This window comes from Streptococcus sp. A22 (genome assembly GCF_043674215.1).
GTDB classification, from domain to species: Bacteria; Bacillota; Bacilli; order Lactobacillales; family Streptococcaceae; genus Streptococcus; species Streptococcus suis_V.
The window spans coordinates 12,714-33,088 of sequence record NZ_JBIMJQ010000024.1 but is presented as its reverse complement, the minus strand read 5'-3'; the positions used below and the strand labels follow the sequence as shown (position 1 = coordinate 33,088).

The window sequence follows — 20,375 nt, the reverse complement described above, 5'->3', positions numbered from 1 at the left end:
TCATTGACGATTTATATTGCTATAAATCACCCTGCACGTTTGGTTCGTCTTCTTTAATTTTCAAAGGTCTTGTCGTCGCTTGCGACAACTATATCAGTATATCACATCCCTGATTTCCTGTCAACTACTTTTTGAAACTTTTTTTCGTTTCTGCTTCGCCAACAGTCCCTCGCGAGACAACTTCATTATTCTATCATCTATATCTAATACTGTCAATAACTTTTTAAAATTTTTTTTGAAAAAATTACCTATTGCCTTATTCTAACTGTCTGCCGGGCTATAAATCTGTTCCTTGGCTTGCTTTTTCTTTCAACTCTGACTGCTTGGCGCGCCGTTGTCTGAAGAAGTCCTGCATGATTTTTGCGCAGTCATCTTCCAAGATTCCCGACTCGACTTCAACTCGATGATTGAGACGTGTATCTCGCAATACATTGTATAGGCTACCTGCTGCACCAAATTTTTGATTTGGGGCTCCGTAGATAACTTGTGGGATTCGGGCTAGTCCGATGGCCCCGCTACACATAACACAGGGTTCAATGGTTACAAAAAGGGTTGTATCTAGCAAACGCCAGTTCCCTTCAAAGTGATTAGCTTCTTGGATGGCCATGATTTCCGCATGCATGATTGCCTGGTTCAGTTCCTCACGCGCATTGTGACCTCTACCAATAATATTACCATCTTTGACAATTACACATCCAATCGGTATCTCATCCTTGGCAAGTGATTTTTCTGCTTCCTCCAATGCAGCCCGCATGAAGCGTTCTTTTTCTTCTAATGTAAATTCCATACTTCCATTATAACAGAAAAAGAGTTCCCGAAGGAACTCTTATATTTTTGTTTAACCCAAACGTTGTTTGGCATCGGCAGCACGTTGGAAGGCTTGACCGACATAGTTGATACAAAGCATCATGACCAAGATGAAGATGGCTGCTGGCAACCAAATCCAAGTCTTGTTTTCCAAGATATCCGCGTTACGGGCATTTGAAATCAAGGTACCCAAACTTGGGACAGTCGATGGGAGACCAAATCCAAGATAGGTCAATGAGGTTTCAATACCAATATTACCTGCAAAGTTGAGTGTCAAGTTAACGATAATCAATGAACTCAAGTTTGGCAGAATTTCACGGAACATAATCATAAAGTCGCTTGTTCCAAGTGTTTTGGATGCATTGACATAATCCAAGCTTGCCTCTGACAAGGTTCTTGTACGGAAGAGACGGGCCTTGGCTGTCCAATAAAAGGCACTCATAATCAAAATAAAGTGATAGATGGTGTAGTTTTTAATTACTGTTACAAAAACAATAATAAGCATGGTTACTGGCAAAATCATAATGAAATCTACAATTCGCATCAAGAAACCGTCTAAACGACCACCATAATAACCTGAGATTAGACCAACTGAGATACCAACAATACTAGTAATAATAGTAATGGTAAAACCAATAATAATCGAATTACGGGCACCGATAATCAACTGGCCAAAGATATCTTTACCACCTTCATCGGTTCCTAAGATATAACCATCAACTCCTGGTTCCAAATAACGCCCTAAAAGATTGACTTTCATCACTTGTTCTTGATCTAAAATCAATGCTCCAATGAAAACACCTAAAAGAACTGTTACCAAGATAATCAATGAAGTCAAAGCCAGCTTATCCTTCATAAATTCTCGTGCAATGACACGAAAACCACCTGGAGGAGTTGAAGCTGATTGTACTTGTTTTTTATTTTCTTTACTCACCTTGCTCCTCCTTCTATTTCACACGGATACGTGGATCTACAATACTCATGATAATATCTGAAATCAAAGTTCCCAACAAAGTTCCCATACCAAAGATTAACAAGAGGGCCAAGATGACACTGTAATCACGGCTTGAGATAGAGTTGAAGAACAATTGACCAATACCAGGATAGGTAAAGATATTTTCGATAAAGATAGATCCACCAATCAAACCTGTCAATTCGTAACCCAAGAATGATGCAATAGGCAAAATAGAGTTACGGAAAATGTGACGGTTGTATACCACGCGTTCCGGCACACCTTTAGCACGAGCTGTACGGACATAGTCCTGACTCTTCGCATCGATAATTCCGGTACGGAGGTATTGAATAGTTACAGTTGTAGATAAGATGGCCATGGTAATCGCCGGCAAAATCATATGATGGAGACGACTTAATATAGCTGCAAATCCTTCTACCCCACCACCGATAGAACCACGTGTTGGAAACCAACCTAAACTAAAACCAAATAACCAGAGCATCAAGATTGCAAACACGAAAGTTGGCGTTGAGAAAGTCAAGAAATTGTAAACACCAATGACTTTATCAGCAAGTGAATTTTGATAACGACCCGCAATCATACCTAAAGGAAGGGCAATGGCATAGGTCAAAATCATGGTAAGCAATGATAACCAAATTGTATTATTCAAACGCTGCATAATCACATCGATAACTGGTTGCTTAAAGAGGAAGCTTTGTCCAAAATCACCCTGCAAAAGATTTCCTACCCAGCGAATATATTGAACCGGAATTGGATCATAATATCCCGCTGCAATCCGTTTTTGTTCAATAATAGCAGGGTCAATATTAGGGTCAATCATACCGGTAAATGGATCACCAGGCATCATTTTTGCAACAAAGAATGCAATGACACTCAGAATGATAATCTGAGGAATCATCATGAGTAAACGTCGTAATACTGTTTTCCACATCTTAGTTCTTACCTCCTTCTGGAAGGGCTACTTGATGAGTTGCTGAAAAAGCTTTTAAATCGTATACACGACCGTTTTCATCATAGTACTGACCTTGTTTTTCTTGGTACTCCTTTTCTGCAGCCAAACGTTTTTCCTTATTTTTCAAACGATTCACCGGATCAATTGATGGAATCGCTGACAAGAGACGTTTGGTGTAGATATGCTGTGGAATACTATAAATATCATGTTTATTTCCTGTTTCTACAAAACGACCACGGTACATAATGAAGAGTTCATCACACATGTGCTGTACCACACCAAGGTCATGAGAAATAAAGAGATAGCTAAGTTTAAATTCATCTTGGATACGTTTCATATAGTTTAAGACCTGAGCTTGAACAGACAAGTCCAAGGCAGAAACTGGCTCATCAGCAATAATCAAACGTGGGTTACTAGCCAAGGCACGAGCTACTCCAATCCGTTGACGTTGACCACCTGAGAATTCATGAGGATACTTAATTAAAGCTTCTTCATTGAGACCAATTGTATCCAAGAGCTGAAGAACTTTTTTCTTTTCTTCATCTGGTGAAAGTCGGTCAAAGTTACGAATTGGTTCTGCAATGATGTCCAAAATACGTTTTTTCGGATTGAAACTTGAAAGTGAATCTTGGAAAATCATCTGAACATCACGATTAAAGTTGCCTTTTTTTCCACGTGATTTGTTGGTTACATTTTGTCCTTCATAAATAATTTGTCCTGAAGTGGCACGCTCTAAACCAATAATTGCTTTACCAATCGTTGATTTTCCTGATCCTGACTCACCAACCAGACCATATGTCTTACCTTCTTCGATTTCAATGTTTACACCATCCACAGCATAAACATGATCAGTAACACGGTTAAAGAAGCCACTACGAATTGGATAATGGACTTTTAAATCTTTTACTTCAATAAATCCCACTATTAGGCCTCCCCTTCAAAATAGAATGTTTCATGGCAAGTACAACGTACAAAATGGTTAGGTCCAACTTCATGCATAACCGGATTTTCTTCGTGTGTTGCTGCTTCAATCCACGGAATACGTGGTGCAAATCGACAACCTTTACGCAGCATCTTTGTAATTGGCGGTACAATTCCGTCAATTACATGCAACTCACCGCCTTCATTTTCTGATTGCGGATTTGATTTCAAGAGAGAACGAGTGTATGGATGTTTAGGATTGGTAAAGAGTTCCTCAACAGGAGCAACTTCTACAAACTGACCACCGTACATAACTGCTACACGGTCTGCCGTTTCTGCCACTACTCCTAGGTCGTGAGTAATCAAAATAATACCTGACCCTGTTTCTGCTTGAATATCATTTAACAAATCCAAAATCTGTGCCTGAATAGTTACATCCAAGGCCGTTGTCGGTTCATCGGCAATAATAATCGGAGGTTTACAAGATAGGGCCATGGCGATAATGATGCGCTGACGCATACCACCTGACAACTCATGTGGATACTGCTTAAATGTACGCTTAGGATTTGGAATACCTACTTGAGCTAATAATTCCAAAACACGCTCCGTACGGGCATTGGCATCCAGGTCTGTATGATAGAATAGCGCTTCATCAATCTGAGCACCAATTGTCATCAACGGATTTAACGATGCCAAGGGATCTTGGAAAATCATACCAATATCATTTCCACGTACCGTATTGTACTTGGCCTCGTCCATCCCAATTAATTCCATATCATTGTATTGGATGCTACCTGTAATTTTGGTATTTAATGGATTATGTAGCCCCATAATTGTTGTTGCCAAAGTTGATTTACCACAACCAGATTCCCCAACAATCGCTAGGATTTCATTTTTTTGTAAGGTAATATCAACACCGTCAACTGCATCAAAATAATCATCACCGATGCGGAATCCAACGTGCAAATCCTTAATGTCTAAAAGCGGTTTTTCATTAGCCACGCTTTTTCCTCCTTTGTTCATCAGTTCATTCAACTTCTTTCATCCTTCAAATCAAATATCCTTAAGTCTATGAAAACTGATCTTTTATATCTTTATTAATAAATCCATCAAGTCTATATAGAATTTGATAGCGTTTACTAAAAACTAAAAATGACATCAATCATTTTTTGTATACTGGTTCTACTATACCATAATTATCAGAAAATTCCAATAGCAATCTGAAAAAAGCCAACCAAGTTGGCTTTTTCAGATTCTATTATCTTCTTTATAAAACTATTCTGCCGCTACACCTTTATCAGCTGTCAATTCGATATTTTCAAGAGCAATACCTTTACCTGAAGCTGAACCATAGTTAGAATCATAGTTTTTCACACGCTTGTTCAATGCTGTAATAGACTCAGATTCAAATGTTGGAATAGCAAATGCTTGTTCGTGAGCATATTTTTGCCAAGCCTTGTAGTTTTCAAGGTTTGTTTTCTCATCGAATGAAGCAGTAGAACTAATTGCATCCAACAATTTTGTATTTTCTTCAGATACGAAACGTGACATGTTGAAGGCAGCGATAGGACCCCAAGTACCTGTTGGGTTTGGATCGTAACCAGTAGACCAACCACCAGCATACATATCAATTGCAGGGTCGTTTGCTTGAAGTGCATCGTAGAAAGTATTTACTTCAACAGTACGGCCAGTGTACAATTCAACATTCAAGCCAACTTCTTTCCACCAAGCAATGTATTGTTGTACGAGTGCTTCGTTCGCTTCTGTACGTTTACGAGCTGCGAAAGTGATTTTGAATTCTTTACCGTCTTTACCTTCACGAATGCCGTCACCGTTTGTATCCTTGTAGCCAGCTTCATCCAAGAGTTTCTTAGCTTTTTCTGGATCGTATGTATAGCCTGCCAATTCAGAATCATGAAGTTCACCAAAGAATGAAATAATCAATGAGTTTGCTGGGTGGTATAAGCCGTTATACAATTTCTCACCAGCAGTCTTGGTATCAATAGCATAGGCAATCGCTTGACGAAGATTCACATCATTCATCTTAGCATTCTCATCCATAACGTTCTTGCCAGCAGCTTCGTCATATTTACCAAGGTTGAATGAAATATATTCGTAAACTGAATCCAAAGATCCAACGATGTTCAAGTTAGAAGCATCTTTGTATGAATCCAATTGATCAACAGGCATATCTGCGATATCGTAGTTACCAGCTTTCATCTCAGAAACGATTGTATCAGGAGAGACAATATCAATTTTCAATGAACCTGTTTTTGGAGTTGTTCCCTTGAAGAAGTGTTCGTTTGGAACGTAAGTGATAGACTCACCGTTTACAATTTCCTTGATCTTCCAAGGTCCCATACCTACAAGTTTAGCAGTACGTGAGTACTCGCTCTTTTCCCAATCTGCTACAGGAATATCTTTGTAGATGTGTTCTGGTTGGATATAGGCAGGTACATCACCACCGGCATACATCATAGAAGGTGACATTTCTTTCACAGTCAGTTCAACTGTATAATCATCGATTTTCTTGATACCTGAAATGTCTGATGCTTTACCGTCAACAAATTCTTGCATACCTTCAATGTTCAAGAATTTATCATCAAAACGCACACCGGTATAGTCTTTGCTTGCCAATGACTTGATTGTGAAGATATAGTCGTTGATTGTGAATGGTTCACCATCTGACCACTTGTAGTCTTTACCAGTCAAGCTAACAGTGATTTTTTTACCTTCTACATCAAATTCAGCTTTAGCAAGACCTGAATCGTCCAACTTACGATCTCCATCGTAACCAAACATTGAAATATCAACCATTCCACCAAATGTTGAGTCAGTTGTATTTTCAGTCAGCTCGTCAATCAAAAGACCTGAAGAAGTTGTAGGAGATACCCAAGCATAATTTAATTGAGCACCAGAAACAGCTGTTCCATCTTGAGAAACATCTGCTGGGAATGACAAGTTTTGTTCTGATGAACTTGATGACGACTTAGCACCACAAGCTGCTAAAACAGATGCAGATAAGAGTGTGATACCTGCTAAGGCAAAGAGTTTTGTTGTCTTTTTCATAAAACACCTCTGTTTTCTTTTTTTTGGGACATAGATTTATGTCTATGAATAGTATTATATCATAAAATTTTATTAAAGAAAGCGTTTTTGTCAGAAAATTTTGTAAAAAACCAAATTTTCTATATTTTCTAATAATTTCTAGCCTTTTTTCATGTGTCTAGCCCCTTTACAATATGATATAATAGGAAATAATCGATTAAAAAGGAATTTTATATGAAAAAATACAGTTCATTCTTGATAGTTTTTCTACTTTCCATTATTCTAGGAGGCCAAACCAGTCTGGCCGAGGAGCAGGTTTACCAGGCGGCAGCTGAGCATGCCATCGCTATTGAAGTCGAAACAGGAAAAATTTTATACGAAAAAAATGCCCATAGCCCAGCCAGCGTTGCTTCTATCAGTCAGTTGTTGACGGCCTACTTGGTCTATGAAGCTATTGAAGAAGGAAAATTGACAATGGACAGCCCTGTGGCCATATCTGATTTTCCCTATAAGCTGACTCTCAATACAGAAATCAGTAACGTTCTTTTAGAAAGTAGGGAATACACGGTCGAACAGCTGCTCCGGGCATCATTGATTGTTTCTGCCAATAGCGCAACAATTGCTCTGGCTGAGAAGGTGGCAGGTAGTGAGAAAGCCTTTGTGGATTTGATGAGAGAAAAAGTCCAATCCTGGGGTATTGGTGATGCCACGATTGTCAATGCGACTGGCTTGAATAATTCCTACCTCGGGGATGAACGCTATCCCGGCACTGGTAAAGAGGATGAAAATAAATTTTCTGCTGCGGCAATCGCCCTTATTGCCCGTCGTCTGGTCTTGGATCATCCTCAGGTACTGGACATCACCAGCCAACAAAGCTTAACCATGGATGGGCATACCTATTATGGTGGGCATGGGATGTTGGAAGGTAAACCCTATCAGCGTGCAGGTGTAGATGGTTTGAAAACGGGATACTCTGCTACTGCTGGCGCCTCCCTGGTGACAACTGTTGACCAGCAAAATATGCGTGTCCTGACGGTTATCCTCAACGCCGACCACAGCGATATTGATCCCGATTACCGCTATATCGCAACGACCAATTTGCTCAACTATGTTGCCCAGCATTTCCAATCTATTACCTATCTAGGGCAGGGGCAAGCCTTTGATGACAGCTCTATTGAGATTTTCAATGGGCGCGTCGACACTAGTCCAGTTGTTGCCCAAAGAGACTTTAGAATTCCAATCAAACGCTCGGCTGTCGAATTGCCAACCGCTTCTTTTAAATCAGTCGAAGGCCCTCTTGAGGCACCACTTAAAAAAGGAACAGCAGCCGGAAGACTGTGGCTCCATGACTCCGACTTGATCGGCAAGGGTTACATTCAAGAACAACCAAGTCTTGAAATGGTCATCGAAAAAGAAGTCAAGGCTGATATTTGGCCCGTCTCTTGGTGGAATTACTTCGTCCGCTATGTCAATGAAAAACTGTAATAACAGCAAAACGACTCCCGCTTTTCGCACGGAAGTCGTTTTTTGTATATGTCTATAAGCTAGAAAAGAAACCAGTCGCTTTGCTTAACTGTTTATTTGGCTCAGACAACCTTGGGAGAGATTAGCTGAGGTGGGAAATAGGAACTGACGGAAGTCAGTTTACTTCACAACGACGTTTACTAATTTATTCGGAACACTAATCACCTTGACCACTGTTTGACCAGCGATTTCAGCTTGGACTTTTTCATCTGCCAGAGCTACTTTTTCGAGGTCTGCTGGTGCTAGGTCTTTGGCTACTGTCAAGCGAGCTTTTACTTTACCCTTGATTTGGACAACGATTTCCACTTCGCTTTCTACCAGCTTGCTTTCGTCATAGACTGGCCATGCGACATAGCTGATTGACTGGCCTGTATTTGCAAGACCCTGCCAGAGTTCTTCTGCCAAGTGTGGTGCAAATGGAGCAATCAATTGGACAAAGCCTTTGGCGTAGTCAACATAGAGCTTGTCTTCCTTGTTAGCTGCGTTGACAAAAATCATGAGCTGGGCGATAGCCGTGTTGAATTTCAGGTCCTCAATATGCTCAGTCACCGTCTTCACAGTTTCATTGTAAACTTTATCAAGCGCTCCGCTATTGTCCGAAGAAATTTCCTTCGTTGTAATCAGGCGGTAAACGCGGTCAAGGAACTTACGGCTACCTTCAAGGCCTTCTTCTGACCAAGCGATAGAGGCATCAAGTGGGCCCATGAACATCTCGTAAACACGGAGGGTGTCCGCACCGAATTGCTCGACCACATCATCTGGATTAACCACGTTTTTAAGAGACTTAGACATCTTAGCAGGTGCCTGCTCCAACTCTTCACCAGTTTCGATGTTGAAGAAAGAACCATCACGTTTTTCAACTTTATCTGTCGCTACAAGGGCACCACGGCTGTCACGGTAGCTTGTTCCCAAAATCATGCCCTGGTTAAAGAGTTTTTGGAATGGCTCTTTGGTCGGCACAGCACCGATGTCATAAAGGAACTTGTGCCAGAAGCGAGCGTAGAGCAGGTGAAGGACTGCGTGCTCAGCACCACCGATGTAGATGTCCACTGGTAACCATGCTTTGAGAAACTCCTCGTCTGCCAATTTCTCGTCATTGTGCGGGTCGATATAACGGAGGTAGTACCAGCTAGAGCCCGCCCATTGTGGCATAGTATTGGTCTCACGGCGACCTTTGACACCGTCTTCACGCACGACTTCCAACCAGTCTGTCAGGTTAGCAAGCGGCGATTCCCCTGTACCTGAAGGCTTGATGTCTGAGGTTTTTGGCAATACCAGAGGTAACTCATTTTCTGGTACGGCTGTGGAAGTGCCGTCTTCCCAGTGGATGATTGGAATTGGCTCGCCCCAATAACGCTGACGGCTGAAGAGCCAGTCGCGGAGGCGGTAAGAAATTTTCTCCTGACCGACACCATTTTCTTCCAACCAAGCCACCATTTTGGCAATGGCTTCTTCCTTGTTGAGTCCATCTAGGAAGTCGGAGTTGATATGGGCACCGTCCTCTGTATAAGGAGCTTCTTCTACATTTCCACCTTCCAAAACTGGAATGATGTCCAAACCAAACTGTTTGGCAAATTCCCAGTCACGCTCATCGTGGGCAGGAACAGCCATGATAGCACCTGTTCCGTAACTTGCCAACACATAATCCGCAATCCAGATTGGAATTTCTTTACCATTGACAGGGTTGATGGCATAAGCACCTGTCCAGACACCTGTCTTGTCTTTAGCCAGGTCAGTACGAGCCAGGTCTGATTTGAGAGAGGCTTGGCGTTTGTATTCTGCCACAGCTTCTGCTTGTTCAGCTGATGTGATACTATCGACCAAGTCATGCTCAGGGGCAAGAACTGCGTAGGTCGCACCGAAAAGGGTGTCCGGACGAGTTGTAAAGACTGTGAAGTCCTTGTCTGTGTCCTTGATTTTGAAGGTCACATTGGCACCAGTTGACTTACCAATCCAGTTGCGCTGCATGTCCTTGATAGACTCTGGCCAATCAACTTCTTCTAGGTCGTTGAGCAAACGCTCTGCATAGGCAGTGATTTTCAACATCCATTGACGCATTGGCTTGCGGACAACAGGGTAGCCACCACGTTCAGACGTTCCGTCAGGAAGGACCTCTTCGTTGGCGATAGCTGTTCCCAATTCTTCTACCCAGTTTACAGGCACTTCTGCCTCGTAGGCTAGGCCTTTTTCATACAACTTAGTGAAAATCCACTGGGTCCACTTGTAGTAGTTAGGGTCAGTCGTGTTGACCTCACGGTCCCAGTCGTAAGAAAAGCCAAGGGCGTTAATCTGACGCTTGAAGTTGGCAATATTTTCTGCTGTAAAGTCAGCTGGGTCATTTCCCGTGTCCATAGCGTATTGCTCCGCTGGCAGACCAAAGGCATCCCACCCCATTGGGTGAAGAACGTTGTAACCTTGGGCACGCTTGTAACGGCTGAGAATGTCCGTCGCCGTATAGCCCTCAGGGTGACCAACGTGCAAGCCTGCCCCAGACGGATAAGGGAACATATCTAGGGCATAAAAGTTTGGCTTTTCTGCATCTGTTCCTGTCTTAAAAGTATGATTTTTTGCCCAAAATCCCTGCCATTTGGGCTCGATTTCCTTGTGATTGTAGAAGCTCATATCATTTCTCCATGTCAATAAATTATCTTTACCATTATATCACGAATAAAGCAAAGAAAAAAGCAGAAATCACGGGGGATTCCTGCTCATTACTCTTCATTTCCCAAATACCCCATCAATCCCGCCACAGCTTTCTCCCCGTCCGCCAGACCCAGCCCATAAATCTCGTCAAATTTGACTGGATTTTTTTCCAAACGTCCTATTTCGAGCGACTTTTGAGGGCGGACTGCAAAAACCTGACCCTGATGTTCCAACTGGATAATCTTTTCAACCGTATCATTGTAATGCTGGTAACGTTTTGAAGCCACCGCCACAAACTTAGGATATTTCTTGTAAAGCAAGCGGTAGACCCGCCCGCTAGAGGGCTTCTTGCGGTAATCAATGGGTTGTGTCAATATCACAATCAATTTGTCAAACCCCAGGCTTCTAGCAAAGTCCATAGAGATGGAGTCCGAAAGACCACCGTCTAAATATTTTTTCCCATCAACTTCGATAATTTTCGAGACCACCGGAAGAGCCGAGCTGGCTCGCAAGAGCTCCATCTGCTCAAAGACATGATCAATTTTGTAATACTCAGGCAGACCGGTTTCGACATTGGTCACTGTCACATAGAAAGGCACGCCAGACTTGGCAAAGGCCTCTTGGTCAAATTTGTCCAGCTCCATAGGCACTTTGTAGTAGGTAAAATCCTTGTTGACCACATTACCCGTCAGCAACCAAGACCGCAAACTCATATAGTTCTTGTCCTTGATAAAACGCTTATTGTAGCGGAGGGCTCTCCCACGTTGCTTGGATAGAAAATTGACACCAAAAAGCGCTCCAGCCGATACACTGACAATCCCGTCCACCTTGATGCCTGCATCCAAAAATGCATCCAGTACACCAGCCGTATAGAGCCCGCGCATGCCGCCACCCTCTAGAACTAGACCAACCTTCATCCGAAACCTCCACAAAAATATGATTCTATTGTAACAGAAAAAACTCTCTAAGGTATATTTTAGCCAATCAACAAGATGCACGCTCTTTCCGTCAAAAGTGATGACATGCTATAATAGGTCAATCAACATAAAATGAGGACGAACATGATTAGCATTAAAGAAATCACCCTCAAGAACCAGCAAGATATCAACATCCCCAATCAACCCTTCCCTCTGATAGGTCGGCTTATCCCATCCTATCAGAACCAGGCTTGGTCCAGATAAGCAGTCCTTTTTGAGTCAACCGAATGGGTGACCTTTCCTGATGAAAACTACGATTTTGAACAAATACAGGATAGTCATATCTTCATCGGCGCCTATGATGACAACAAATGTGTCGGCTTGGCTATCCTACAAAAACCGCTATTCAAGTATATCTACCTCCACGACCTAAAGGTTTATGCAGACTATCGCCAACAAGGACTGGCTAGCATGCTGATAGACAAGGCCAAGGAAATTGCTCAGTCAAAAGGTTACCAGGGAATTTATACCATCGCTCAAGACAACAATCTCATCGCCTGTCAATTTTACCAAAAGGTCGGTTTTGAAATTGGTGGTCTAGATACCAGGGTCTACAAAGGAACTGCTCAAGAAGGCAAGGCTGACATCTATTTTTATTTGGATTGTGACTAAGACATGGCAATGTCCATGAATCTCTACTTTCCTCGTCTGGGGCAGATAAGGATTTTCTCTGTATCAAAAAACTTGGCCAGGTGACCAAGTTTTTATTTGTTTCTCTTTAGTAGCCCATGCCACCCATGCCATCCATACCTGTTGGCATAGCTGGAGCAGCTGGTTCTGGTTTGTTGGCAACAACTGCCTCGGTAGTCAAGATGAGACTTGCAACAGATGCCGCATTTTGAAGAGCTGAACGAGTCACCTTAACAGGGTCGATAATTCCTTCTTCCATCATATTGACCCATTCACCTGTTGCAGCGTTGAAACCTGTGCCAAGCTCAGAATGTTTCAACTTGTCAATCACAACAGAGCCTTCGTAACCAGCATTGTAAGCAATCTGACGAACTGGTTCTTCCAAGGCACGCAGAACAATATTGCGACCTGTCTCATCGTCACCAGACAAGTCCAACTTAGCCACGCTGTCAATCACGTTGACAAGAGCTGTACCACCACCGGCTACAATTCCTTCTTCGACCGCAGCACGGGTTGCGTTGAGGGCATCTTCGATACGGAGTTTCATTTCTTTCAACTCAGTCTCAGTTGCCGCGCCGACCTTAATTACTGCCACACCGCCAGACAATTTAGCCAAGCGTTCTTGGAGTTTTTCGCGGTCAAATTCAGAAGTTGTTGACTCGATTTGTGACTTGATAACTGCCACACGATTGCTGATAGTCTCAGGATTGCCAGCGCCTTCCACAATAGTTGTGCCGTCTTTATCAACTACGACCTTGGCAGCTTGACCAAGCGACTCGATAGTCGCATCTTTGAGGTCCAGCCCCAAGTCCTCTGTAATCACGGTACCGCCTGTCAAGATAGCAATATCTTCCAACATGGCCTTGCGACGGTCACCAAATCCAGGGGCCTTAACCGCTACAACGTTGAAAGTGCCGCGGATTTTATTAAGAACAAGCGTTGGCAGAGCCTCACCATCCACATCATCCGCCACAATCAAGAGCGGTCGATTGGTTTGAAGAATGCTTTCCAAGAGTGGCAAAATCTCTTGAATATGAGAAATCTTCTTATCCGTCAAGAGGATAAATGGATTTTCCAGTTCTGCCACCATTTTTTCATTGTCCGTTACCATGTATTGAGACAGGTAACCGCGGTCGAACTGCATACCTTCTACGACATCCAACTCTGTTTCCATACCGCGAGATTCTTCAATGGTAATGACACCATCTGTTCCCACGCGCTCCATGGCCTCTGAAATATACTCACCGACTTTTTCAGAACGGGATGAAACTGCCGCAACCTGAGCAATTTCTGCCTTGTTTGAAACAGGAATAGCTTGCGCTTTCAAGGCATCCACTGCTGTCGCGACCGCAGCTTCAATCCCTCGACGGATACCGATTGGGTTGGCACCCGCTGTCACGTTTTTCAAGCCTTCACGGACAATAGCTTGGGTCAAAACAGTCGCTGTTGTCGTACCGTCACCTGCAATATCGTTGGTCTTAGATGCGACTTCCGATACCAATTTGGCACCCATGTTTTCAAAATGATCTTCAAGCTCGATTTCTTTGGCAATGGTTACCCCATCATTGGTAATCAAGGGTGAGCCATAAGCTTTTTCCAAGACTACATTGCGGCCTTTAGGACCCAAGGTTACTTTTACAGTGTCTGCCAAAATATCGACACCGCGTACCATGCTCTCACGCGCATCTGCTGCAAATTTAATTTCTTTTGCCATTTTATTTCCATCCTTTGTATCAATTAAATATTATAAAGTGCTATATTTCTTCAAATTTCCATAAAAATATCAGATTATCCCCAAAAAAGTGTTCAAAGTAGACCACAAGATAATCACAAATTTGCTCTAGTGATTGTTCTGTTACATCTAAAGTAATATATCGTTTGGAGCGATAATCCAAAATTGTCATACCATCTAACAAGGGCGGCAAGACTGTTTCCAAGGATTGAAACCAAGGTTTCTTAATTGGAAGAGCTAAGTTTAGCATATTGTCTGACGTCAATTGAAACCAAATTTGCTGCTGGTTTCCTTGTTCCTAGGCAGTTATACAGTTTCCGGACGTGCTAGCTTGCAAAAAATTCTGAAGAATCTCACTTAGCTGTTCTTTCATGGTCTATCTTACTCAACCACTGCTACAATATCCGCCTCACGGACAATAGTCACTTTTTCTTCACCATCTTTGACTTCCAGACCAGCGTGGGCCTCGACCAAGACTTTGTCACCGACTGCAACAGACGGTGCAATCAATTCTCCGTTCAAGGTGCGAATTCCTTGACCAACCGCCAAGACCTGCGCCTCTTTGGTCGCTGCTTGGCTAGTTCCTGCAAGGACAAAGCCCCCTACTGTCTGTTCTTTTTCTTCGATTTTTACAACGATGCGATCGCCTAATGGTTTCAACATATAAATGCCTCCTTCATCTTTAGCACTCTGACATAGCGAGTGCTAATTTACAATTCTTATTGTATCACTTGGTCAAAAATAGTCAAGAAAATTTTACAAAGTTTTTTGAAATCCGTCCCAAGTCGGACGAAAAACCAACTAGTCTTACTTATGAGAATATGCTATACTCTTCTTAGGAAAGGAGGTCTATATGACATTCTTCAAAAATCTATACAAAGACTATCAGGAAAGCAGATATTCTACCTACGAAGGTTTTTTAGAGTGGTTTTTGAAACGGAAATTAAACTTCCTGGGAAAAATCATTTTCGCCTACCTACTCTGGGCCATTTGGATTGTCTTTTTTCTACATCCCCACTGGTTTATCTTTTTCTTCTATGGTGTGATTGTTCTATCAATCATGGTTATCTTCCTCGAATGGTGGAATGACCGTAAAAAAGGGCGCTAAAAAACGCCAACTTTCGCCAGCGTTCTTTAAGGAGATTATGAAAAATATTTAGGATTGATACTAGTATAAACGACTTAGCCACTATTCACATCCGTCCTGAGACTGATTCTCACATTTTTGGATAAAAATAAGTACCTTCAGTTGTTCAGACGCAAAAAATGCCAGCTTACACCGGCATTCTAAGGAGATATGAAAAATATTTAGGATTGATACTAGTATAAACGACTTTTCACATCCTATCATCAGTCCTAGGACCGATTTACCAGACATTATTTCATTATTTATAGGGAAAATATTTGAGACGTCAAAAAATTGTCACTTTCTGTTAGAAGGGCAGATCCTCCTCTTCTAGAACCAGGTCAGCCAAGTCTTCACCAGCATTATTTTCACGCATGGCACGTTGGGCACGACTTTCGAGCAACTGGAAACTGTTTCCAAGGACTTCAGTCACATAATGGTTATTGCCATCTTTTTCATATTTACGAGTACGGAGCTCTCCGTCAAGGGAAATCAAGCTGCCCTTGCTACCGTAGGACACCAGGGTTTCAGCCAATTTACCCCAGAAAATGATATTGATGAAATCCGCTTCACGCTCACCAGACTCTGTCTTGAAGCGACGATTGACAGCAACTGTAACGCGGGTTAAATTTTTTCCCGACGGCGTCTGCGTCAACTCAGGCTGGGCCGTCAAACGACCAATTAAAATAACTTTATTGTACATTTTTTATCCTCCTACCTATCTATTCGCAAAAGAAAGGAAAAATACAAAAAATGAAAGAAATTTTAGAAAAAAAGTTAGAAAGCAATGAACATTACAGCACTGAGCAAATCAATTGGCTCTTAGACCATATCGGCGACCCTGACCCTATCATTCGTGACCAGCTGGTCTATGCCAGTTTCTGCCACCTTTTTCTGGATGAAATCATTAGCAAAGACCAGGCTCAGCAACTTTTTGAACAGAGCCAGCAAAGGCAACTTCTCTCACAAGATAGTCTAACTCGCAGTTTTGCCAGCCTGCTCTATGCTTTGATTATAGCCATAGATGAGGACCGTCCTCACTATCAGAATTTCCTGACTAACAGCCAGCTCCAAATCCTCTTTGAACAGGCCCTGAACATTTTTACTTTTGAAAATGACTGGCGTGGTTACGATGAAAATCTGGGCTGGATACATGCTGGTGCCCATGGAGCGGATTTTCTCCTCGCTGCTACCTGCCACCAATCCTTCCCAGCCGACAAGTTTGAGCAGGATTGGCAAGCTCTTATAGACTGCTGCCTCAAGCAAAACAGCACATTTTCAGCAGGTGAAGAGACGAGATTGGCCCAGATACCTGTTTATCTCATCCTCAATCAAAAGGTTTCGGCTTCAACCCTAGTCACATGGATGGAGCAATTAGATGTCCCCAATCAAGAGCCGGTTGAGTATTTCCGTTGGCTCAATATTCAACGATTTCTATCCAGCATCTATTTCCAACTCAAGTCACACCAAGCTTTGGCACCAGAAGTTGAGCAAGCCATTGAAAAACAAATACGGCTATACTAGAACCTGCATTCACAGCTCAGCATCTCTAGCCAAGGCTAGTTTTCTGCCACTCATCGTTCGCTTTTCTCGAAATACAGTCAGTATTCCATCAAAAAATGGTCTTGATTGGCAAAAAACTATCTCTTGTCTAAACATACTTTTCTTGTGAATGGAGGTTCTAAAAAGAATTGGCACGCGACCAATTCTTTTTTAGTTTTTCCAATGTTTAGCAGGCTCAAACGGATCGCCCACGACTGCGCTATCGTACAATTCGATAATACCGCGAACTTGCGGTGCGTTTGGCAGGCCCAATTCACGCGGACTACACATCATACCAAAGCTGTCCTCGCCACGGAGTTTACTAGGGAAAATCAAGCTACCGCTCGGCATCATAGCTCCTGGCAGGGCAACAATGGTTTTGAGGCCTTGGGCTGCGTTTGGCGCGCCAGCTACGATTTGCACCGTTTTGTTGCCAACGTTGACTTGACAAATATTGAGGTGGTCGCTGTCTGGGTGCGGTATCAATTCCACAATCTGACCGACCACAAATTGTGGTTCCTTGTCATTGACCAAACTTTCCGCAAAACCTTCTTGACTCAATTCTGCATTCAAGGCTGCAATCTGCTCGTCTGTCAAGAAGACCTGACCATTTCCGCTCAAATCAATCAGACTAGACACTTCAAAAATATTCCAAGCTACCGTCTGCCCCGTCTCCTCGATATAGACACGCGCAACCTTGCCCTTGCGTTCAACTGTTACATCTTGTCCTTTGCCATCAGCCACGATGACCATGAGCACATCACCGACATATTCTTTATTATATGTAAAAATCATTTATCAACCTTTTCTATGTTATGAAAATAATCCGATAAGCCCCTTCCAAAGACCCTCAAAGAAGGAACCAATCTTCTCTAGAATGCCTGAATCCTGGAGATTTTTGTAGGCATCTGAAATTTGTTGCTCGGCCTGGCTCTTGAATTGCTTGAGCTGGGCAGCGACTTCTTCCGAATCAATGGCACTGGTTTCCTGATAAGCTTTGGCAAAAGTGACCAGCTTGGAAATCTCATCAGCCGTAATCACTGTATCCAGACCATTTTGTTTCAAGACATCATTGATAATGGTGTTGATTTGGTCCTCAGAGGCAATTTGACCTTGAGAATCCTTGTATTCTGCCAAGCCAGTCTTGATTTCTGCGATAGCCTTGTCAAAGGCAGAGCTGTCAAAATTTTCTTGACCTGCGTGGGCAGTCGCCACTTCATTAACGGTTTCCAATTCCTGCTGGGCAACCACTGTCCGCTCAGGATCTACCGTTTCGCCATTGGCCTCCAAAGCCTTGTAAACACCCGTCAAGGCAGACTCACCTGTCACCTGAATGGGAGCTGCAACGTCAATCAAGACATCTGTCGCTCCCGCGGTAATGGCCGCATTAGCATACTGAGTTGAGGTAATGAGGGTGATATTCTGCGGTGTCTTGATGTCAACGACAACTCCCTTGCCTGACTCCTGCTTCTGCACCAAAACAGATGAAAAGAGCGAGGCTGTATCTGCACCAGAAGTCCCTAAATATTGGTCCATATCCTGACCCTGCACCACTTGACGGCTGACATTTTCAATATTCTTGATATTGAGTAGCCTATTGACTTCCGTCACTTGAGCATCTGATAAACCACCGCCATAGACCATGGTTGGCTTGCCCCATTTTTCATTGATGACATCTGTCTGAATGTCTGCATGGGCAGCTGCCATCGGTGCTCCAACCAGGCCAATCACGAGGGTTGCTAGAGCAAGTTTACTTACTGTTTTTTTCATACTGGTAATCCTTCTAAAAAGTCAATGATTTGCTGCTTGGTTTTACGGTTTTTATCGACAAAGCGTCCAATTTCCTGACCATTTTCCAAGACAACCAAGCTAGGAATGCCGAAAATATTCCATTCTTGAGCCAGGGGCATGAAGTCATCCCGATCTAACTGGACAAAGGTCATGTCGGGAAAAGCAGCCTCGATAGCTGGCAAATGCGGCTTGATATAGTGGCAATCCCCACACCAGCTGGTCATAAAGAGAAAAACTGTCCGCTGACCAGACTGGACGAGCACGGCCACTTCCTCGTAATTCTGTGGAAAAATCATCTCACTTCCTCCTCAAATGTGATGTCACCTTTGGTATTTTCAAATAGAAAAATGCGACCATCTTCCATGATGACCCCGCCTACCAAATAGTCGGACTGGGACTGGGTTTCATCCACATAGACCGTGGCAATGCTGCCCAAATCGGCGAAGTAAGCCCGAACCTGCTGGAGAGCCTGAGCCTTTTTACGGTCTTCCTGAACCTTGCGGTAAAATTGAGCGCTAGCGGTGAGCACACCTGCCCCCACTAAGCCGGCTAGCACGGCTACCTTTTTCTTATTCATGGTCCCTATTTTATCATAAAAAATGGTAAAATAGTAGCAAGTTATCATTGGAGGAAATTTGTTATGACCCTTTTTGACAAGATTAAAGAAGTGACCGAATTGCAGAGCCTGCCTGGTTTTGAGAGTGAAGTGCGCAACCATATCCGCCAGAAAATCACACCTCACGTTGACCGCATTGAAACAGATGGTTTGGGTGGAATTTTTGGGATTAAGGACACAACAGCTGAACAAGCACCGCGAATCTTGGTTGCAGGTCACATGGATGAAGTCGGCTTTATGATTAGCCAAATCAAGCCTGACGGCACCTTCCGTGTGGTGGAACTAGGCGGTTGGAACCCACTGGTCGTATCCAGTCAAGCCTTTACCCTGCATTTGCAAGACGGACGTAAAATCCCTGCCATTTCCGGCTCTGTCCCACCTCACCTTTCTCGCGGTGGAAATACTCCGGGTCTACCAGCTATCGGCGATATTATTTTTGATGCTGGTTTTGCTGACTACGACGAGGCTTGGTCTTACGGTGTGCGCCCGGGTGATGTCTTGGTTCCGAAAAACGAGACCATCCTATCAGCCAACGGAAAAAATATTATTTCTAAGGCTTGGGATAACCGCTTCGGCGTCCTTATGGTAACTGAATTACTGGAAAACCTATCCGGTCAAGCATTGCCAAATCAGTTGATTGCTGGGGCCAATGTGCAAGAAGAGGTTGGTCTACGTGGCGCTCATGCCTCTACAACCAAGTTCAATCCAGACATTTTCCTCGCTGTTGATTGCTCGCCAGCTGGAGATATTTACGGCGACCAAGGAAAAATCGGGGATGGTACCCTACTTCGTTTCTATGACCCAGGCCACATCATGTTAAAAAATATGAAAGACTTCCTCCTCACAACTGCTGAGGAAGCTGGTATTAAATATCAATACTACTGCGGTAAAGGTGGAACAGATGCTGGTGCAGCCCATTTGAAAAATCATGGCGTTCCATCAACAACCATCGGTGTCTGCGCTCGCTACATCCATTCTCACCAAACTCTCTACAATATGGATGATTTCCTAGAGGCCCAAGCCTTCCTACAAGCTCTCGTGAAGAAATTGGACCGCTCGACCGTCGATTTGATAAAGAACTATTAGGAGAAAA

Annotated in this window: 19 protein-coding genes and 1 pseudogene; 5 read left to right on the top strand and 15 right to left on the bottom strand. The window is 43.1% G+C overall.

Annotated elements, in window-relative coordinates; all coding sequences use genetic code 11:
• Nucleotides 1-277: 277 nt before the first annotated feature.
• The 6 genes from tadA to ACHBHN_RS09235 form a co-directional block, all read right to left on the bottom strand.
• The gene (tadA, locus tag ACHBHN_RS09260) at nt 278-787 is read right to left on the bottom strand and encodes a tRNA adenosine(34) deaminase TadA (protein WP_105160733.1); all 510 of its coding nucleotides are present in this window, start codon (nt 785-787) and stop codon (nt 278-280) included.
• 51 nt (nt 788-838) lie between these two features.
• A complete protein-coding gene (locus ACHBHN_RS09255; protein WP_029187387.1) occupies nt 839-1,741 on the bottom strand; it encodes an ABC transporter permease in 903 nt (300 codons plus the stop codon).
• A gap of 13 nt (nt 1,742-1,754) precedes the next feature.
• On the bottom strand, nt 1,755-2,711 hold the full coding sequence (gene opp4B, locus ACHBHN_RS09250) for an oligopeptide ABC transporter permease (RefSeq protein ID WP_105160732.1): 957 nt from the start codon (nt 2,709-2,711) through the stop codon (nt 1,755-1,757).
• A gap of 1 nt (nt 2,712) precedes the next feature.
• Entirely contained in the window at nt 2,713-3,654 is a 942-nt protein-coding gene (locus tag ACHBHN_RS09245; RefSeq protein WP_105110707.1) for an ATP-binding cassette domain-containing protein, read from the bottom strand.
• A gap of 2 nt (nt 3,655-3,656) precedes the next feature.
• Nucleotides 3,657-4,676, bottom strand: coding sequence for an ABC transporter ATP-binding protein (locus ACHBHN_RS09240; RefSeq protein WP_172060189.1), 1,020 nt, complete (start codon nt 4,674-4,676; stop codon nt 3,657-3,659).
• A 252-nt stretch (nt 4,677-4,928) separates the two neighbouring features.
• A complete protein-coding gene (locus tag ACHBHN_RS09235; RefSeq protein WP_394733965.1) occupies nt 4,929-6,722 on the bottom strand; it encodes an oligopeptide ABC transporter substrate-binding protein in 1,794 nt (597 codons plus the stop codon).
• A 213-nt stretch (nt 6,723-6,935) separates the two neighbouring features.
• Here ACHBHN_RS09235 and pbp3 point away from each other — a divergent pair, with 213 nt between their 5' ends.
• Complete coding sequence (pbp3, locus tag ACHBHN_RS09230; RefSeq protein ID WP_105161034.1) at nt 6,936-8,186, top strand: D-alanyl-D-alanine carboxypeptidase PBP3; 1,251 nt, start codon at nt 6,936-6,938, stop codon at nt 8,184-8,186.
• Between the two features lie 159 nt (nt 8,187-8,345).
• Here pbp3 and leuS read toward each other — a convergent pair whose 3' ends face one another.
• Nucleotides 8,346-10,847 carry a leucine--tRNA ligase gene (gene leuS, locus ACHBHN_RS09225; protein ID WP_394733964.1) on the bottom strand — a complete coding sequence of 834 codons (2,502 nt, stop codon included), beginning with the start codon at nt 10,845-10,847 and terminating at the stop codon, nt 8,346-8,348.
• 89 nt (nt 10,848-10,936) lie between these two features.
• Nucleotides 10,937-11,785, bottom strand: a complete 849-nt coding sequence (locus ACHBHN_RS09220; RefSeq protein ID WP_105123003.1) for a patatin family protein — start codon at nt 11,783-11,785, stop codon at nt 10,937-10,939.
• Nucleotides 11,786-11,929: 144 nt separating this feature from the next.
• Between ACHBHN_RS09220 and ACHBHN_RS09215 the strand changes: the two are divergent.
• Nucleotides 11,930-12,457 (top strand): annotated as a pseudogene (locus tag ACHBHN_RS09215) (GNAT family N-acetyltransferase).
• Between the two features lie 106 nt (nt 12,458-12,563).
• Here ACHBHN_RS09215 and groL read toward each other — a convergent pair.
• Complete coding sequence (gene groL, locus ACHBHN_RS09210) at nt 12,564-14,189, bottom strand: chaperonin GroEL (protein WP_394733202.1); 1,626 nt, start codon at nt 14,187-14,189, stop codon at nt 12,564-12,566.
• Nucleotides 14,190-14,588: 399 nt separating this feature from the next.
• Nucleotides 14,589-14,870 (bottom strand): co-chaperone GroES, encoded by a 282-nt coding sequence (groES, locus tag ACHBHN_RS09205; protein WP_105110716.1) that lies wholly within the window; start codon nt 14,868-14,870, stop codon nt 14,589-14,591.
• Between the two features lie 190 nt (nt 14,871-15,060).
• On the opposite strand from groES, the gene ACHBHN_RS09200 reads away from it, so the two are divergent.
• Nucleotides 15,061-15,315: a hypothetical protein gene (locus tag ACHBHN_RS09200; RefSeq protein ID WP_172074251.1), complete on the top strand. Its 255-nt coding sequence runs from the start codon at nt 15,061-15,063 to the stop codon at nt 15,313-15,315.
• A gap of 325 nt (nt 15,316-15,640) precedes the next feature.
• Here the strand turns inward: ACHBHN_RS09200 and ACHBHN_RS09195 are convergent, their stop codons facing one another.
• Nucleotides 15,641-16,036: a single-stranded DNA-binding protein gene (locus ACHBHN_RS09195; protein WP_105123000.1), complete on the bottom strand. Its 396-nt coding sequence runs from the start codon at nt 16,034-16,036 to the stop codon at nt 15,641-15,643.
• Between the two features lie 50 nt (nt 16,037-16,086).
• On the opposite strand from ACHBHN_RS09195, the gene ACHBHN_RS09190 reads away from it, so the two are divergent.
• Nucleotides 16,087-16,857 carry a DUF2785 domain-containing protein gene (locus ACHBHN_RS09190; protein ID WP_394733963.1) on the top strand — a complete coding sequence of 257 codons (771 nt, stop codon included), beginning with the start codon at nt 16,087-16,089 and terminating at the stop codon, nt 16,855-16,857.
• Nucleotides 16,858-17,046: 189 nt separating this feature from the next.
• Here ACHBHN_RS09190 and ytpR read toward each other — a convergent pair whose 3' ends face one another.
• The 4 genes from ytpR to ACHBHN_RS09170 are packed head-to-tail and all read right to left on the bottom strand — an operon-like array spanning nt 17,047 to nt 19,243.
• Entirely contained in the window at nt 17,047-17,670 is a 624-nt protein-coding gene (gene ytpR, locus ACHBHN_RS09185) for a YtpR family tRNA-binding protein (protein ID WP_105161321.1), read from the bottom strand.
• Between the two features lie 18 nt (nt 17,671-17,688).
• The gene (locus tag ACHBHN_RS09180) at nt 17,689-18,645 is read right to left on the bottom strand and encodes a DUF1002 domain-containing protein (protein ID WP_172060150.1); all 957 of its coding nucleotides are present in this window, start codon (nt 18,643-18,645) and stop codon (nt 17,689-17,691) included.
• Nucleotides 18,642-18,962 carry a thioredoxin family protein gene (locus ACHBHN_RS09175; RefSeq protein WP_105110722.1) on the bottom strand — a complete coding sequence of 107 codons (321 nt, stop codon included), beginning with the start codon at nt 18,960-18,962 and terminating at the stop codon, nt 18,642-18,644. Before ACHBHN_RS09175 ends, ACHBHN_RS09180 begins: the two co-directional genes overlap by 4 nt.
• A complete protein-coding gene (locus ACHBHN_RS09170) occupies nt 18,959-19,243 on the bottom strand; it encodes a DUF4651 domain-containing protein (RefSeq protein WP_105110723.1) in 285 nt (94 codons plus the stop codon). The genes ACHBHN_RS09175 and ACHBHN_RS09170 overlap by 4 nt, the downstream gene beginning before the upstream one ends.
• A 63-nt stretch (nt 19,244-19,306) precedes the next feature.
• On the opposite strand from ACHBHN_RS09170, the gene pepA reads away from it, so the two are divergent.
• The gene (pepA, locus tag ACHBHN_RS09165) at nt 19,307-20,368 is read left to right on the top strand and encodes a glutamyl aminopeptidase (RefSeq protein WP_394733198.1); all 1,062 of its coding nucleotides are present in this window, start codon (nt 19,307-19,309) and stop codon (nt 20,366-20,368) included.
• The last annotated feature ends 7 nt before the right edge of the window (nt 20,369-20,375 follow it).